The organism is Paenibacillus plantarum (genome assembly GCF_013141695.1).
GTDB lineage: Bacteria > Bacillota > Bacilli > Paenibacillales > NBRC-103111 > Paenibacillus_E > Paenibacillus_E plantarum.
Window position 1 is genome coordinate 39,302 of record NZ_WHNY01000041.1, and the last position, 17,777, is coordinate 57,078.

The window sequence follows — 17,777 nt, forward strand, 5'->3', positions numbered from 1 at the left end:
TATGAGAACAAAAAGTTCAATCATTAATATTTCAGTCGGATTAGGTAATCAGTTAATTATTACTTTCTTAAGTTTCTTCTCAAGAACCGTCTTCATTCAAACACTAGGCATCGATTATTTAGGTGTAAATGGATTATTTACGAATATACTTGCCATGCTCTCCCTTGCGGAGGCAGGTATAGGATCCAGTATTATCTATAATCTCTATAAACCAGTTGCTGAAAATGACAAAGAAAAAATGATCATGCTTATGAAATTGTATAAGAAGGCATACTTAGTCATTGCGCTAGTCGTCTTGGTGTTAGGACTTTCTATTATGCCTTTTCTAAATTATTTTGTGAAAGATACGAATGTAGCACATATCCATCTTATTTATTTTGTATTTCTAGTGAATACTGTTACACCGTATTTGTTTCAATACAAGAGTTCTTTTCTGAATGTAAGTCAGAAGGGATATATTGTTACGGGGATGTTCTCAATTTCTTCGATTGTTTCAACTTCTTTAAAAATAGTTATTCTGTATACGACTCAAAACTATGTGGTGTATTTAATTATTGACAGCTTGATCACGTTAATTAATAGTTTCATTCTGTCGTTGATTGTCGATCGATTATATCCGTTTCTAAAAGAGAAAATAACGAAACAAATTGATCATTTAACAAAGAGTAACTTAGTTAAGAATATAAAAGCAATCATCTTGCAGAATGTAGGAACTTACTTAATATTTGGAACTGACAATATTATTATTTCCTACTATGTAAGTGTGGCAGCTGTTGGGCTATATTCAAATTATTTCATGCTAATCGACATATGTCGAACCTTTGTAAATCAAATCTTTAATAATATTTACCACAGTATCGGTAATCTAGTAGCCAAGGAAAGTAAAGAAAAAATATATCGTGTGTATAGAGTGACTATGTTTCTTAATTTCTGGTTGTACTCGCTGCTTGCGATTGGTTTATTTATCATGATCGAACCATTTATTAGACTCTGGATAGGGCCAACATTCCTAATGGACAAACTAGTACTGATTGTATTAGTCGTTACGTTCTATGAAAGAGGTATGAGGAACTCGATTAGTACGGTTAAAACAACCGCAGGTATCTTTCATGAGGATAGATTTGTACCACTATGCCAGGCCGCGGTGAATCTGGTATTATCGATTATTTTAGTACAATATATAGGAATTGCTGGTGTATTTATTGGAACATTGATAAGCGCAATTGTTGTTCCATTTTGGACAACACCTTATTTTGTGTATAAGAAAGTGTTTCATAAGTCGATCTTCCGCTATTTTTTACGCTATTTTTACTATGCGGCTGTAGGATTAGGAACTTGCTTAATAACTTCATATATAACCAATTTAGTTGTTGTCGAGAATATTGTTTCATTAGGGCTGAAAGCACTTCTTTGTTTGTTTATTCCTAATCTTATTTATATACTCTTGTTTCGTAAGACTGATGAGTATAAGTATTTATTGGGGATTGCGAAAGGGATGTTGACTAGAGTCCAGAGGAAAGTTACACCGAAAGGAAGTTCAGAATCTTTTTGATTCACAGGTGTTCTTAATTGGGAACAATAAAGGAGTTTGAATTGTGATGGATATGATCCCATGTAACCCAGAAACCATAGCGTTTCTATTGCAAAAACGTGCGAGAACGTGTGCCAAAGATGTTGCATACAGCTTTCCGGAAATAGAGCAGCACTATACATGGGGAAAGCTATGGAATGAAGTTCAACTTATAGCCAAGGGCTATTTAGAACTTGGCATACAGAAGGGTGATTCCATTGCATTTCTTATGACAGGAAGAATGGAATTGATCATTTCCATGTTTGCGGCCGCCTGTATTGGCGCAGTTAGCGTACCATTGAATACGTATTCGAAGAAAGCGGAAATTCGCGAGTTTCTGAAGGGCGCGAGTCCAAAAGCTATGATTATTGGAAAAGAAGGACATCAGCAACAATATCCTTCCATGCTGATCGATATATTCCGTGATTATGAGTATAGTGATAGCCGCCCTGCTTGGTTACCAGCCCATATCTTCATCGTTGAAGGGGATGACTTAGAAGTTCAATCTCCTATGCGACCATATTCAGACCTATACACGATTGGAGCACAATCGAATGATGATGCTCTTCTTCGTGCATGTTTATTGACATCCATCAACGATCCGTTAATTTTGTTGTATACTTCCGGTACGACTGGTTCACCTAAAGGTGTGGTTCGATCAACGGCTTCATTCCTTGCAACTGCTCCTAAGTATACGAGTAAGAAGGAAGCTAATCCTATATTGCAAAAAATGACAGATGTGATCGCTAGGCGTTTTTCTGTAATTAGCTTGTTACCGTTGTACCATCTTGGGGGATTTGGCGTTATTTTTACAAATTTGAGGGTTTGTAATGTAAGAATGGTATTGCTTAGTCATTATCATCCATTAACTGCAATAGCGGTTGTTAAGAAGGAATCATGTCGTGTATTAATTGGCACACCTTACATGGTCCAGCGTATGATGTCTGTTTCGCAAGGTAATTATGCAGCACTCTCCTCTCTCATTGGTATTTCGTTTACTTCTGCTGCAGTTAGTAGTTCATTACTTCACAGGGTAAAAAGTGAGCTTAAGCTCCTATTTTTTATGGTTACCTACGGTTCTACGGAGGCTGGATCCATAGCGAATGGCACCTGTTTCACAGGAGGGGAGAGGAATTTGATACTTTCCATACTTTTTAGACTAATGAGAAGAGCTAACTTATTGAGCGGGGCTGTTGAGTACAAACATTTCGAGCAGAATAGTTACAGTCTTGCTGGGAAAGTTGACAGAGGCGTAGAGATAAGAATTCGCGATGTGGTTACGGGAAATGATCAATCAGTTCTTGAACAAGGTGAAATTGTAGTTCGCAGCCATCGTGTCATGAGTATGCTCAATAATCAGTCTACTTATTTGGAAGAGGATGGTTGGTTTAGAACGGGAGATCTTGGTTTTATAGATAGTCATCACAATTTAACAATATCGGGAAGGGTTCATCGATTAATATCACGTGGCGGAGAGAAAATATCACCACTTGAGATTGAGGGAGTATTATTGATGAACGAAGATATAGAAGACGCCTTCGTATTAGGTGTACCGGATGCCCTCTATGGTGAAAAGCTTTGTGCTTGCGTTGTAGCAAGGAAAGGCTCGAATCTTTCAGCTGAAGTATTAATAAGTAGCCTTGCTAATCAAATATCGGCTTTTAAGGTACCTGAACATATTGTATTTCTCCCAGAATTGCCTTTATCACCTACTGGAAAAATTTCAGTTGTTGAAATTCGCGCCATTGTTATGAATGGGTTAAGTCGGGAGATACGCTATGCGTAGATATTATCCTGGCATTACAATCTTTAAACTTGTCGGTTGCCTATTGGTTTTATTTGCCCATTTAGTTATTAATCGTTATATGGTCTCATTACCGAATCATCAACTGCGGTTTATCTCGCTGCCACTTGGTGTGATCGTTACTTGCTTTTATGTTGTTGCAGGGTTCCTAGCCTATAAGGGATGGACAAATGCGAGCGATTCACATCACTATATCAAAAGGTATGTAAACCGGATATTGATGATGTATGTGCCATTTTGTTTGCTTTTTATGTTCGAATTTATCGCACCTGAATTGTTTCGCGGCGGGTTTTCATTTGCCAATCTCGGGCTTCAAGCTAAGATTCTTACTGCAGCTGTCATCTTGAATGGACCATCGGTCCAGTTATGGTTTATTCCTCCATTAATTTTCAGTCTTTGTGTTTGTTATTGGCTTGTTGAGAAAAGAGGCGTACGCTTCGCTCTTCTAGCAGGGATGATCGGTTTTCTAATGAGTTTACTGATATCGGGCAGCTTGCGCTCTTTAATGGTTGATCATTTAGAAAGCTATCTATCAGGAGGCTCGATTCTAGTCTATATAAAATTGTTCGTGTATAGGTACTTGGGACTTGGTTTCACATTCGTACTAATTGGAGTTTTGCTAGCTAGATATGAAGAAGAATTCAATCGTGCAAAGGTTTGGCCAATACTTGGAGCAGCACTCGTGGTTTCGGCATTAGAATTTGTTTATTTATGGCGATACATCGAGTGGAATATGGAATATAAGATCACATTGAGTATTATTCCTAATACCATACTTGTCTTTTATGGGATACTTAGAGTGAAGAGCCAGATCATCCAAAAGTATCATAGCTTCATCAATTTGTTTAGCATTGTGACTTTCTGTGGACACATTTTGTTTATGAGACTTAACCTTTTGTTGCTCAACTGGGAAATAACGGAGCTAAGCAATCTACAAAATATCGTCTATGTAGCGTCCACAGGTATTGAATGTATCCTTGTAAGTATTGTTTTGTATAAATGGAAATCAATTTTTTCGAGTATGACTTTTAATAGGTTTAAGAGAATGAGTAGAAGTACTGAACGATAGTAGGGATGACTTCCCGTAGAAATGAAAGGATTGATATTTGTTCATGTCTAAATTGGTTTTACTTATTTATGTCTTGATTCTCTCCTTGTTGCCAACGTGGTCTAGTAGTACAAGCTCAAGTTCAAGTTCCAGTCCGAGCCTCAGTCCAAGCCCAATTGTTACTGCTAGCCCTAATACTAATCCTCCTTCTACTTCCACTAATCCAACAACAGTCCCAATCGATGTACCCAAAGATAAGATTTATGAACTCAATTTGTCACAGTGGCATATTTACAATGATAATTCACATGCCCAAGAAACAACAGACGGATTGAATAATGCTCTTATTTGGGCACGTGATGCGGGCTTCACCGTGTTTAAGGTACCAGCTGGAACGTATCTCATTGCCAAAGGGACCGATGGAACATGGGATTCACGTGGCCGGATTAATATGGTTAGCGATATGACCTTCTGGCTTGATGATAAAGCGATTATTCAAAAAGAAACGAATGGCTACGAGGGTTATTCAACTTTATTTATTGGAGTAGGCGTCCAGAATGTCCAAATCATTGGAGGTACTTATCGCGGGGACAGAGAGACACATGATTACTCAAGTGGGGGCACCCATGAAAGTGGATACGGCATTTTAGCAAAAGGTGCATTCAATGTCACGATTGACGGAGTTAAAGCATTAAATTTCACTGGAGACGGGCTTTGTGTTGGAGGTGGAAATGGGACTATGCAGGATTTATACGAAAAAAGTTTTGAATCAGGAAGCATTGATGACAATGGAAATCAAGTTACTAGTGCATCTAAAATTAGAACCAAAACGAGTTGGCAACTTACTCATCCATCATATAACTTGACTAATACTCTAATAATCGATAATGGTCAACATCTCCCAGCAGAATATGATATTTATTTCTATAAAGCTGACGGTTCATTCCTTACTAAACTGAAGCAACAAGGACAAGGTAAATACATTTCCATTCCTGAAGGAGGACATTCTATTCGATTAGTGTTTAATAGCACATTGTTAAAAGATCAATATCTTGAAATATGGAACAGAGTTCAGTCTACAAATATTGTCGTTCAGAACTCAGAATCTTCCTTTAATCGCAGGCAAGGATTAACAATCAATGGCGGAAAAAACGTAACCGTACAAAATAGTATTTTTCATGACATAGGTGGCAAAAAAGGCACTGCACCAATGGCAGGAATTGACGTTGAAGGCGGTGCTGGTGAAAATGGATACATTAATGAGAATATCTCAATCAAAAATAATAAATTCTACAATAACAGTAGATATGACGTTATTTTCTACGATGGTCATAATGGTATTTTGGAAAATAACCATTTAGCTTCACGTGGAGTGATTGGTCTAGCTGTGTCAGAACCATTTACAGGAGCAGTAATAAAAAATAATAATTTCGAAGGAACTAGTATATATGCTTATCATGATGTTACATTCCTAGACAATCAGATGAGTGATTCAATCACACACCTCGAGGGTCCCAATATTAATATTAAGGGTATGACATTTACAAACGCTAAATTTCTGATAAGCAGCTCCACCCCCTTTGGGGTGACTGCTTCTGATATAACAATTAATTTAACCAACTCGAATGTAGACGGAGGCCTAGCGATTTGGAATAACCCTGTACATTTGACTAATGTAACAATTAATGGAGCACCTGCTTTGAGGGCTATAACAGGTGGCAATGTGGAAGGAAATATTTTTGATAATCTGACTGTAACTGGTTACAACTCAACTTACGGACTTGATCTGCCATTAGGTACATATAACAATTGTGTATTTAAGGGACCAAGCGATGAAGGCAAAATGGGGCCGGGAGCTGGAAAATCAGGTAAGTATATTTTTAATAAATGTTCATTTACAGGAAATACCGGACTAAGTTCTGGAAATGTTAATTTGGATCTTACAATCACCGATTCTACCTTTAATATTCTAGGTAATATGTCTGCAATTTCTGTGGATTCAGCTAGAATGGTGGACATTAAGAACAACATATTAGTTATGAGTGGTATTACGAAAGGAACTACAGAAATTATCAAATTAAACGACTATTGGCAAAGAAATGATCCTAATGACATTTTAAATGCATCAATAAGTAATAATACCATTACTTCAAACATCGATTCAGTAGGTATTTCTACAATTTATGTAGGACCAGGATCGAGAGCTTTTTCAATTACAAATAATGTATTAAATAAAGCAAAGCTTAGATTAAAGTCAAATGATATAACAAGTAACAATAAAGAGTTATAAGATACTCGGTTTAATTTTGAATAATTTGAAGAGGACTGATTATTATGAGCAAAGTGAGTGTAGTTGTCCCCATATATAATCCCGGTAATAAACTCCGTAAATGTATAAGCTCAATATTAAATCAATCATTTAATGATTTTGAATTAATTTTAGTTAATGATGGTTCTACTGATGATAGTTTAAATGTTTGCATGAAATACCAAAAGGAAGATAATCGAGTAATAGTAATAAATAAGTTAAACGAAGGCAGTGTTAAGTCTAGAAATAGGGGGATAGCACGTTCCAAGTCTGATTACATTATGTTTGTAGATGCTGATGACTGGATTGACAAAAACTATATTGAACTACTTTACAATGAATCAATTAGAAATAGCGTAGATGTTACAGTTTGCAACATATATAAAGTAATAGGCAGTGGTATTATTAAAAAGAGAAATGTATCAAGTTATTTTAACGATGATAGGATCTATAGGGATGAGGAAGTGAAGAATGAAATAGTCACTTCTTACCTTCATGGACATTCATTTCCATCATCTCTGTGTGCAAAGATGTACAAAAGAGAAGTGCTAGTAAACTCAGGAAAGTATTTGGAGAGAATTCACTACTTAGGTGATGACTTGTTTTATAACATGGAGATATTTTTAAATGCCAATAGTGTAAAAATGCTGAATAAACCACTCTATTATTATAGAGTGGGTGGTTTCACTAGTAAATATATGCCTTTTCTATTCGATGATATGGTTAATGGATATGAAATACAAAAAGAAGTAATCGAACAGTTCTTCAGTGACAACCGTGAAAGACAATATTATGGTATTAGTTTGATGCTCCTAAACACATTTAAAACTTGTTTAAAGAATTTGTTTTTTAGCGAGTTAAACCAGATTGAGATAAAAAAAAATATTGAAATTTACCTTTCGAATCGATATGTAATTGAATGTTTAGATAATGAAGGTAGCAAGAAATATTTCTCAAATGATTATTTAAATGCAATTAGATTTAAAGATGTAGAATATCTGTTTCAATTAGGTCAATCATTATATAAAAGAAGCCTACCGCGTAGGTATTTGACAAATTTTTTGTCCCTAGTATAGATTTAATATTATTCCGAAAAAAGAATAAAAAACAAAACCTGTAATTACCTCGATTACAGGTTTTGCTTTTGTAAATTCTTATTATTGTTTTGCTATAAGCTGAGGTTTTCAATCATTCTTGTATTTGTGTTTATATCTGCAGTTACATTGTTGAATGTACATCTTGATATGGTCATTGATTTTTCACGGGTTAACCAACGTAAATTAATTTTTGTATTTTCTAAATAGCTATTGTTGATTAAAGAAATATTAGCATTGTCAGTTTTTCCGATTAAAGAATTAATGAATGTACTCCTATTATTAATAACGTTTCCATTGAAATTAATCCCCACATTTTGAAATATACAATTATCGACTATTGCTTTTCTTGTATAACGTATGTCATTTGAACCAAATGAAATATCACCGCCAAGTATTCCAGTTTTTATTCTAATAAAGGAACTATTGCTTAAATTACAAGATTCAAAAGCAGCTCCACCTTCAATTATTGCTATCCCATCAATAGTTGTCGGTCTTCCTGCATAATTGGCTGGTGTTCGGATTTCCAGTTCATAGTTCTTAACGATAATATTCTTAATAACACCACCTGTGAGAAGTAGTTGGAAATTTGGTGTAAGCGCATTATCAGCCCGCCAATCCCGTTCAACCGTAACATCGGAGATGTAGCATCTACCGTAATTAAACCGACTAAGATTAAATCCAGAAATGCCAGCATCGGTAATCTTTACTGCAGCGCCATTGAGACTCTCAGAAACTTGAAAACTGTTGGGTTTGACATTAATGATATAGTACAGCTTATCAATACTAATCCCCGCAGGTACCCTTCCAATCCATTGCTCGAATGCAACCTTGGCTCCGTTTCCTGCACCATGAGCTGCAGCAAAAGTGAAAGTACCACTTGCAATATCGACAGTAGGCGTTCCCCAGTAACCGTAAACACTTGAGCCATAGAATAGGCCATTGGTAATCTTACAATTGTTAATCACGGCTCCGGTCACATCTGCAATTTTGATGTTTCCATTGTTGCAGATCGCCCCGTTAACGAAATTATCACCTTTCACAATAAGTTCACAATTAATCATCGTGTTATTAAGATAATTGACATACATATTATTGGGATACGAACTAATCGCTCCAACATTGTATCCCTCAAATTTGTTGTTTTCTAATGTGACATGAATCGCATCTGCATTAACAAAATGCCCGCGGCTATTGGTATAAATGTAGTTTTGAGCAATATAAATACGTGTGTTTAATTCCAAGCCAGCTTGATTCAGTTCAGGTCGCCAAGTAGGGATATTTGATTCTGACCACATAGATTCCAAGTCAATACCAAACATGGGAGCCGTTCCGTCTTCTGTTGTTCCGTCATCAGCCCGACCAATATGATGTATTTTATTGTTAATAATACTTACATCATTCGGCCCTGCAATCGAAATTCCCTGTCTCCTACAATGGTGAAGATTACAGTTGTGAATCGTAATATAGGACCCCATCTGTTCTTGTGTATAATCAGCTGCGTTTGCTTTGTACTCAAGCCAAGATGCGAAGACAGCATCTCCTGTACAGTTACTGATGTCCACATTTTCTATACGAAAGTTGTTGACACCTAAGAGATTAATCCCATGCCCCCACTCATGCGTGTAGTTCTGAGCATCTACTTTAGCAGTAATTTGGGCAATCTGAGCATCCGTTAGAGGAGAAGTCGTAATGTCGATGGCGAAAATCATTTTATTGGCGTTGGCGATATCAGCGAACCAGCCACGTCCAGTTGGTGCTGCGGGCGCAAATTGCCCATTCGTTCTTGAACCGGCCAATGTCGAGTTAGAAATCGTGTCTTTGTACTGGAAAAAACTATAATTCGTGTTTGTTATTCCATTAATCGTCCATAATCGGAACAATTGAAGTAACCCTGGATTACTGTACCGATCAATGACTTCACTACGGATCCAATTAGGATTCGTATTTAGCGAACCATCAGGATTAACCCCACCACGTACAAATTTTACACCTAACTGATAAATATGTGTTTTCTTATCACCAATAACGGTTCCACCTGAAATTGCTGCGTCCGAGACACCCTTTAAATAAAAAATGCTGTACCAAGGAGAAGAATTCGCTTCCAATTGTAGGATGCAACCATCGACCATTTCGAAATGCATATTGCTTTGCATGGTAATACAGGAGTAAATGGTGTTGTCGATTTTTAATGCATAGGTGCCTTTGGGCAATATGCAATGTGTAATGCCTTGTGATTTAGCCCAAGCGATTGAATCATTGATGCCCTTCGTTGTTGCCGCGGAATTCGTTCCATCGTTCTTAATCGACCATTTGACTAAGTCAATCACGTAGGAAGCTGAGGAGTTAGAGTTCGAACTAACGGGAGCTTTAGGAACCCAACGTGCTTGTGTACTGTCATAAGTCAGAACATCATTTGTAGCTGGGAGCTTGGTTGTTACATTAATATCATCTAAATCACCCAGATTTGCATGAATCATACAATCTCACCTTCTTTCTATTTATTTTGTCGCATATATTAGTTTATGAATTACTAGTTAAATACGATAAGGATGAAAGACTAGGAGCCAATAGTTTATTTTGTTATTGACACGTTCTTTATAAAGAACTACAATGAAAGTAATTTAAAAAAACATTTTCGAAGTCTATTTTTTTTAATCTAAATGTTCTTTATAAAGAATATTTATCAATAAAACGTTCTCTATACAAATTAGTAAGCAGAGACGTCACTTGTCGTTCTTTATAAAGAACTTCAATGGTCATATATCTCTCTCGGTAATGCCTCCTTACCGTTATCAACGGAGGTACTCGATCATGCTGTGGGTTTGTTTGTAGGACCTTAGACGCAAGTCGTCAAGAGTGTGGTGCGAGGAGGGGTTAGATGCCCTATTGATTAAAGGGTTTAATTATAAGGTCTTTTCCAAAGGCCCTATACTTAAGAACTTTAAAGAAAGGGTGGATTTATTTGTCATATAGCCAACGGTTATCACTTTTAATTATAGCGGACTCCTTTATTGTATTAACCTCTATTTTCTTTAGTCGATTGTTATTGAGCGCAGATCTACGGGTTATCACTTTGCCATTAGTTGTAAGTGCGATCGCTTTGTTAGTGAGTCATCATGTGTTTTCACTCCGGTATAAACTTTATAAGAAGGCATGGGAATACGCGAGTGTAGGCGAGTTGCTTATTGTTTTTAAGTCTGTTTCGTTCTCTATTATTGCTGCTGCGTGTGTTCAACAGATTGTTGTTCATGATATTTACTTTCGGTTACTCGCTGTTACATGGATGCTGCATATTCTGTTAATCGGCGGCTCGCGCTTCTGTTGGAGATTACTACGCGGTACTTTGATAAAGAAGACGGACAACAAGAAGCGGACATTGATAATTGGTGCCGGATCCGCCGGTACGATGGTAGCTAGACAGCTAATAAAAAATAGCGATACCGAGTTGCTGCCAGTCGCATTTATTGATGATAACGTGCGTATCCACAATCTAGATATTATGGGGATTCCGGTTGTTGGAGGGATAAGTCGGATTGAGAAGACCGTTTCTGAACTGGGTATTGATAGCATCATCATTGCAATTCCTTCCTTAGGACGGAAAGAGCTGAATACGATTTTCCAAGAATGCGCCAAAACAACAGCCAAAACACAAACCCTGCCCATGTTAGAGGATCTTGTTACAGGGAAGCTTTCGGTCAATCAATTCATGGATGTTCACGTTGAAGATCTACTGGGTAGGGAACCAATCGAGCTTGATATCGCAAGTATATCGGAGTTTGTTACCCACAAAGTGGTATTAGTAACCGGTGCGGGAGGGTCGATTGGCTCTGAAATCTGCCGTCAGGTTTCTAAATTCCAGCCTAGCAAGCTCATCTTGCTTGGGCACGGCGAGAACAGTATTTATTCCATCGAAATGGAATTGAAGGACATTTGTGAGTACGACCAAACGGAATTCATTACCGAAATTGCTGATATTCAGGACTCACGCAAAATGATGGCCGTAATGAATCGACATCGCCCTGATGTCGTGTACCATGCGGCAGCCCATAAGCATGTACCGTTGATGGAACGCAATCCGGAAGAAGCGGTTAAGAACAACGTGATTGGTACGATGAATGTGGCGATTGCAGCAAGCAAGTATGAAGTGAATACCTTCGTCATGATCTCCACGGATAAAGCGGTGAATCCAACGAGTGTCATGGGGGCCACGAAACGAATGGCCGAAATGATTATTCAAGACATGGATAGAAGCAGTAGTACGAAGTTCGTAGCCGTCCGATTCGGCAATGTCTTGGGAAGCAGAGGCAGTGTCATTCCAAGGTTCAAGCATCAAATTGAAAAAGGCGGTCCTGTATCGGTCACCCATCCGGATATGATCCGCTACTTTATGACGATCCCAGAAGCCTCTCGGCTCGTTATGCAAGCTGGCGCATTAGCCAAGGGTGGAGAAATTTTTGTCCTCGATATGGGGGAACCTGTAAAAATTGTTGATCTAGCTAGAAATCTAATTAAGCTTTCAGGCAACTCTGTGGAAGATATCGGTATTGAATTTACCGGAATGCGGCCGGGAGAGAAGCTGTATGAAGAGCTTCTGAAAGCTGATGAAATCGAAGAACAGCAAGTATATCCGAAGATTTATATCGGAAAGACTGCGGATTTATTCATGGATGAAATCAAAGAAACTATTTCCATGTACAACACATTAGATAAGGATAGCTTGAGAGAGCATTTGCTTAATATTGGGAACAGCAATGTTCTTCTTTTATCCAAGAAACTATCATCTGTAGGCTAAAAAGGAGCAATCATTTATGAAAGTTAGAAAAGCCATTATTCCAGCTGCAGGTCTCGGGACAAGATTCCTACCAGCAACGAAAGCGATGCCGAAGGAAATGCTGCCCATTGTTGATAAACCGACCATTCAATATATTGTTGAGGAAGCTATCGAATCGGGCATCGAGGATATTATTATTGTCACGGGTAAAGGGAAAAGAGCCATCGAAGATCACTTTGATAACTCCTTCGAGCTTGAGCAGAACTTATTAGAAAAGCAGAAGTTCGAGCTGCTATCGGAAGTGAAAAAGTCTTCAAATGTAGATATTCATTACATTCGCCAGAAGGAGCCTAAGGGCTTAGGGCATGCGATCTGGTGTGCACGTAAATTTATTGGCAATGAGCCATTCGCCGTATTGCTTGGGGATGACATTGTTCGAGCGGATAAGCCATGCTTGCAGCAATTGATGGAACAATATGAGTACCACGACGCATCCATCATAGGCGTGAAGCACGTACCAGACGAAGAGGTGTCCAGATACGGGATTGTGGATGGTTTTGAGCTGGAGAACCGACTGCATAGCGTCAATCATCTTGTTGAGAAACCGCTTAAAGAATTAGCGCCCTCCAATTTAGCAATCATGGGGCGATATATTTTAACGCCCAAAATTTTTGAGATTCTCAACAATCAGCAACCAGGCGCTGGAGGCGAAATCCAGTTAACGGATGCGATCGCACAACTCAATCGGATTGAATCGGTGTATGCATACGAATTCGAAGGTACCCGTTATGATGTTGGGGAGAAAATGGGATTCATTCAAACGACGATCGAATATGCGTTGCAGCGTAAAGAGTTAAGATACGGTCTATTGAAATATCTTTCCGAACTTATGGAGAAAGAATTAATTAAATAGGTGATGCCACGATGTCTAGAAAAGTATTGTTTTGCGCAACGGTTGATTATCACTTTAGTGCTTTTCACCTGCCTTACTTGAAATGGTTCAAGGAGCAGGGCTTCGAGGTCCATGTTGCTGCGAGTGGGAATATTGAGCTTCCCTATGTCGATATGAAGTTTGAAATCCCGATTCAGAGATCACCTCTCCACCGTAAGAATCTGGATGCTTATGCCGCACTGAAGTCCATCCTTGCTGCGAACAAGTATGATATTATCCATTGCCATACCCCAATGGGAGGTGTGCTGGCTCGTTTAGCTGCACGGTCTGCCCGCAAGCAGGGGACGAAGGTAATTTATACCGCGCATGGCTTTCATTTTTGCCAAGGTGCCCCATTGTTCCATTGGCTAGCCTATTATCCATTAGAGAAATTCTTATCATATTTTACGGATTGTTTAATCACAATTAATGAAGAAGATTACCTGCTTGCTAGGAAACGTGGATTCCCGGCGAATCAGATCGAACATGTGCATGGCGTTGGCGTTAATACAACACGGTTTCAACAGATCGACGAACTGCATAGAGCTGAAAGAAAAGTATCCATGGGTTATCAACCAGCGGATATTCTTTTATTTTATGCGGCAGAATTTAATCAGAATAAGAATCAGCAGCAGCTCATACGAGCATTAGCTCATATTCGAAACGAAGCGCCTCATGTCAAACTGTTGCTTGCTGGAGAAGGAGCACTACAAGTGCAATGTCAAGAGCTTGCTAAGGAGCTGCAGGTTGCTCAGCAAGTGGATTTCCTTGGTTATCGCAAGGATATAGATCACGTGCTTCCTATGTGTGATATTGCTGTTGCATCCAGTCTGCGTGAAGGATTGCCCGTGAATATGATGGAAGCGATGGCCTGCGGACTCCCTATCGTTGCAAGTGATAACAGGGGTCACAGAGAACTTGTGCATGACGGCAACAACGGTTGGCTGACTTCTCCTCATGATCATATAGGAATGGCAGAGAAGCTTCTGCTCTTAGCTGGTGATAAAGAATTGCGAACCCAGTTAGGCTCGAATGGGAGACAAATCGTTGAAGCCAAATACGCCATTGAGCAAGTATTACATCAGAAAAGTGCAATCTATTCTCGATTTATGGACGAAAAGGTGGAGGTCATGTGGGCGATGCAATAAGAATTCTGCATGTCGTTGTCAATATGAATAGGGGGGGAGCCGAGACCCTTCTTATGAATTTATACCGAAATGTGGATCGTACGAAAATTCAATTCGACTTTCTAACTTGCAAACCAGGAGCCTATGATTCGGAGATTACCGAGATGGGAGGGATTATTCATAGAATCCCCTACGTGTCGGATAGTGGACACGCGAAATATATCCAAGCCTTAGATCAATTCTTCGTTCATCATGCAAATTACAGGATTGTTCATGCTCATATGGATAAAATGAGTGGTTTTGTATTACGTTCAGCCAAGAAGGCTGATATCCCCATTCGCATTGCACATAGTCACAATACAAGCAGTGAAGGCGGCGTAGCGGCTAAAGCTTATAAATGGTTTGCAGGTACATTCATCGCTTCCTGTGCCACTCATTTTCTGGCTTGCTCGAATATGGCAGCACAGTGGCTATTCGCTAGACAGCGGAGCAAAGTGATGTTGATGAAGAATGGGATCGAGAGTGAGCAATTTGCATATTCACCAGTGGTAAGAGAGCAAATAAGAGGTGAGCTGCAGCTTCCTCCGGAGTCGTTCGTACTCGGGCATGTTGGCAGATTCAACCATCAGAAGAATCACACCTTTCTCATCGACGTATTTGCCCAATTGAATCAAGAGAAACCCAATACAATGCTTGTACTTGCAGGGGATGGACCACTCCGAGAAGAGATGGAGAGAAAAGTGAAGTCTCTTGATTTGCAGCATAAAGTCAAATTCCTTGGTGTACGAAGTGATATTGCACATTTACTTCAAGGATTAGATATGTTTGTATTTCCCTCTTTACATGAAGGCTTGCCGGTGACGCTTATTGAGGCACAAGGTGCAGGATTGCCCTGCATGATCTCGGATGAGATTACGCAGGAAGTGGATATGGGTATTCGGTTGGTAGAGCGATTGCCGCTGGCTGATAAAGAGATATGGGTTCATCAAATGAAGGTTGGGATGGCCAGAAATAAATCTAGGCGCATACCTGCTTCATCCTTATCCAACCAGGGGTATGATATCCGCAACACGGCGGCTTGGACCGAAGGTTTTTATCTAGGTATTTCGAGGTGATGAGATGACCAAGCTTACTGTTTTTACACCAACATATAATCGTGCGTATTGTCTTCCGATTTGTTATGAGAATTTGAAAAAGCAAACCTCTAAAAATTTCGTATGGCTCATCATTGACGATGGCTCTACAGATGATACAGAGCAGGTAGTAGCTGGCTGGATCGCAGAAAATGCAATTCAGATCCGATACCACCGGCAGAATAATCAAGGAATGCATGGTGCGCACAATACAGCCTATCAATTGATCGATACAGAACTGAATGTATGTATTGATTCGGATGACTATATGCCACCGAGTGCGGTAGAACACATTCTCACTTTCTGGAAGGAACACGGCAGCGAGCAGGTTAGCGGTATGATCGGGCTGGATTCCTTTACAGATGGTCGAATTATTGGCACGAAACTGCCAGAGTCACTCAAGCGATCAACGCTTTTTGAACTGTATAGTAAGCACGGCGTGACAGGTGATAAGAAGCTGGTGTATCGAAGCGAGTTAACGCGAGCTTATCCGTATCCCATTTTCGAAAATGAGAAATATGTGGGTCTAGCTTACAAGTATTATAAATTGGATCAACAGTATGAAATGCTCCTCTTGAACGAAGTTCTCTGCTGTGTGGAATATTTACCTGATGGCTCTTCATTAAACATGTTGAAGCAGTATTCCAAGAATCCCAAAGGCTTTGCCTTCTATCGGAAAGAGCTCATGAAGCTGCCATTTGCCTCTTTGTCCTTTAAGTTCAAGCAGTGTATTCATTATGTGTCTAGCAGTATCATTTGCGGCAATCGTAGATTTATGAAAGAAACACCTGCTAAACTCCTTACATTCCTTGCGATCCCACTGGGCTGCATGCTCTATTGGTATGTAAGTAGAAAATCAAGAATCTCTTAAGCTATCTGGAAGGGACTTAATATGGCTATATTATGGCTTAACTTGGTCGTTGTTTATATTGCCTCCTATTTCTCTAGGCAAATAGCAAAACCTGTGACTGTGAGCTCAGGTCAGTTATGGATGAAGCCTAATCAGTGGCTGACGGCTATTGTGATGGTGACATTCGTAATCATTGCTGGATTGCGCAACAACATAGGAGATACTTTCTTCTATATGTATTCCTATAAGTTAAGTGACTTTACTTGGGAAGAAGTGAAGGCAGAGAAAGATATTGGCTTCGGTATCCTACAAATGATATTGAAATCATTCACGAATGATCCTCAGTTATTAATTTTTATAACAGCCTTAGTGACCAATGTGCTCATCGTCTATGTGCTGTACAAATATTCCAAATTATTTGAACTAAGTATCTTCATATATATCACTTCAGGTCTGTACATTGTATCCATGAATGGAGTTAGGCAATTTCTTGCTTCGGCCATTGTTTTCGCAGCTACGAAATTTTTATTTGAGGGGAATTGGAAGAAGTATTTTCTTGTAGTTGCCTTTGGTTCCTTATTTCATGGTAGTGCTCTAATTCTTATCCCCATCTATTTCATAGTGAGAAGAAAAGCTTGGACATCCTCTACAATTGTCCTTTTAACGCTTGCAGTCATTTTGATACTTGGTTATAGCGTCATATCAGACGCCATTTTCACAGCTATTGCAGATACCCATTATAGTGAGTACCAGAATTTTCAAGAGGGTGGAGCAAGTGTAATTCGAGTGATAATTGGGGCAGTTCCTTTAGTATTTGCCTTTATAGGAAGAGATAAGCTCCGGGAAATATTCCCCTATGGTGACTATGTCGTTAACATGTCGTTGTTGAATTTTGTTGTCATGGCTGTAGCTACACAGAATTGGATTTTCGCGAGGTTTACCATCTATTTTGGTTTATACAACGTTATCCTCATGTCGTGGGTGATTAGCTTATTTGCTAAGAGACAACAGAAATTTATGTATTATATCATTTTGGGATTTTACCTCGTTTATTTTTACTTTGAAAATGTGGTTACGTTAAACATTATTTATAAAAGCGATTATTTAAAATTTTGAATGAATGATAGGGGGATATCAC

12 protein-coding genes are annotated in these 17,777 nt (G+C 38.9%); 11 read left to right on the forward strand and 1 reads right to left on the reverse strand.

Translation table 11 applies throughout. From position 1 onward, the window contains the following. The first annotated feature begins 1 nt into the window (after position 1). The 5 genes from GC096_RS14235 to GC096_RS14255 are packed head-to-tail and all read left to right on the forward strand — an operon-like array spanning position 2 to position 7,806. Positions 2-1,552 (forward strand): lipopolysaccharide biosynthesis protein, encoded by a 1,551-nt coding sequence (locus GC096_RS14235; RefSeq protein ID WP_171631063.1) that lies wholly within the window; start codon positions 2-4, stop codon positions 1,550-1,552. 46 nt (positions 1,553-1,598) lie between these two features. Beyond that, positions 1,599-3,356 carry a class I adenylate-forming enzyme family protein gene (locus GC096_RS14240; RefSeq protein WP_246302759.1) on the forward strand — a complete coding sequence of 586 codons (1,758 nt, stop codon included), beginning with the start codon at positions 1,599-1,601 and terminating at the stop codon, positions 3,354-3,356. Then, positions 3,349-4,443 carry an acyltransferase family protein gene (locus GC096_RS14245; protein WP_171631067.1) on the forward strand — a complete coding sequence of 365 codons (1,095 nt, stop codon included), beginning with the start codon at positions 3,349-3,351 and terminating at the stop codon, positions 4,441-4,443. Before GC096_RS14240 ends, GC096_RS14245 begins: the two co-directional genes overlap by 8 nt. Positions 4,444-4,486: 43 nt before the next feature. Beyond that, a complete protein-coding gene (locus GC096_RS14250) occupies positions 4,487-6,712 on the forward strand; it encodes a right-handed parallel beta-helix repeat-containing protein (RefSeq protein ID WP_171631069.1) in 2,226 nt (741 codons plus the stop codon). A gap of 44 nt (positions 6,713-6,756) precedes the next feature. Beyond that, a complete protein-coding gene (locus tag GC096_RS14255) occupies positions 6,757-7,806 on the forward strand; it encodes a glycosyltransferase family 2 protein (protein ID WP_171631070.1) in 1,050 nt (349 codons plus the stop codon). 92 nt (positions 7,807-7,898) lie between these two features. Here GC096_RS14255 and GC096_RS14260 read toward each other — a convergent pair whose 3' ends face one another. Continuing rightward, complete coding sequence (locus GC096_RS14260; RefSeq protein WP_171631072.1) at positions 7,899-10,304, reverse strand: right-handed parallel beta-helix repeat-containing protein; 2,406 nt, start codon at positions 10,302-10,304, stop codon at positions 7,899-7,901. A 485-nt stretch (positions 10,305-10,789) separates the two neighbouring features. On the opposite strand from GC096_RS14260, the gene GC096_RS14265 reads away from it, so the two are divergent. The 6 genes from GC096_RS14265 to GC096_RS14290 are packed head-to-tail and all read left to right on the forward strand — an operon-like array spanning position 10,790 to position 17,755. Continuing rightward, a complete protein-coding gene (locus GC096_RS14265; RefSeq protein ID WP_171631074.1) occupies positions 10,790-12,619 on the forward strand; it encodes a nucleoside-diphosphate sugar epimerase/dehydratase in 1,830 nt (609 codons plus the stop codon). A gap of 16 nt (positions 12,620-12,635) precedes the next feature. After that, positions 12,636-13,511: a UTP--glucose-1-phosphate uridylyltransferase GalU gene (galU, locus tag GC096_RS14270; RefSeq protein ID WP_056608942.1), complete on the forward strand. Its 876-nt coding sequence runs from the start codon at positions 12,636-12,638 to the stop codon at positions 13,509-13,511. Between the two features lie 11 nt (positions 13,512-13,522). Continuing rightward, positions 13,523-14,677, forward strand: coding sequence for a glycosyltransferase family 4 protein (locus GC096_RS14275; RefSeq protein ID WP_171631076.1), 1,155 nt, complete (start codon positions 13,523-13,525; stop codon positions 14,675-14,677). Then, the gene (locus tag GC096_RS14280; protein ID WP_171631077.1) at positions 14,662-15,771 is read left to right on the forward strand and encodes a glycosyltransferase family 1 protein; all 1,110 of its coding nucleotides are present in this window, start codon (positions 14,662-14,664) and stop codon (positions 15,769-15,771) included. Before GC096_RS14275 ends, GC096_RS14280 begins: the two co-directional genes overlap by 16 nt. Positions 15,772-15,775: 4 nt before the next feature. Continuing rightward, positions 15,776-16,660: a glycosyltransferase family 2 protein gene (locus tag GC096_RS14285; RefSeq protein ID WP_171631079.1), complete on the forward strand. Its 885-nt coding sequence runs from the start codon at positions 15,776-15,778 to the stop codon at positions 16,658-16,660. Between the two features lie 21 nt (positions 16,661-16,681). Further along, positions 16,682-17,755 (forward strand): EpsG family protein, encoded by a 1,074-nt coding sequence (locus tag GC096_RS14290; RefSeq protein WP_171631081.1) that lies wholly within the window; start codon positions 16,682-16,684, stop codon positions 17,753-17,755. The last annotated feature ends 22 nt before the right edge of the window (positions 17,756-17,777 follow it).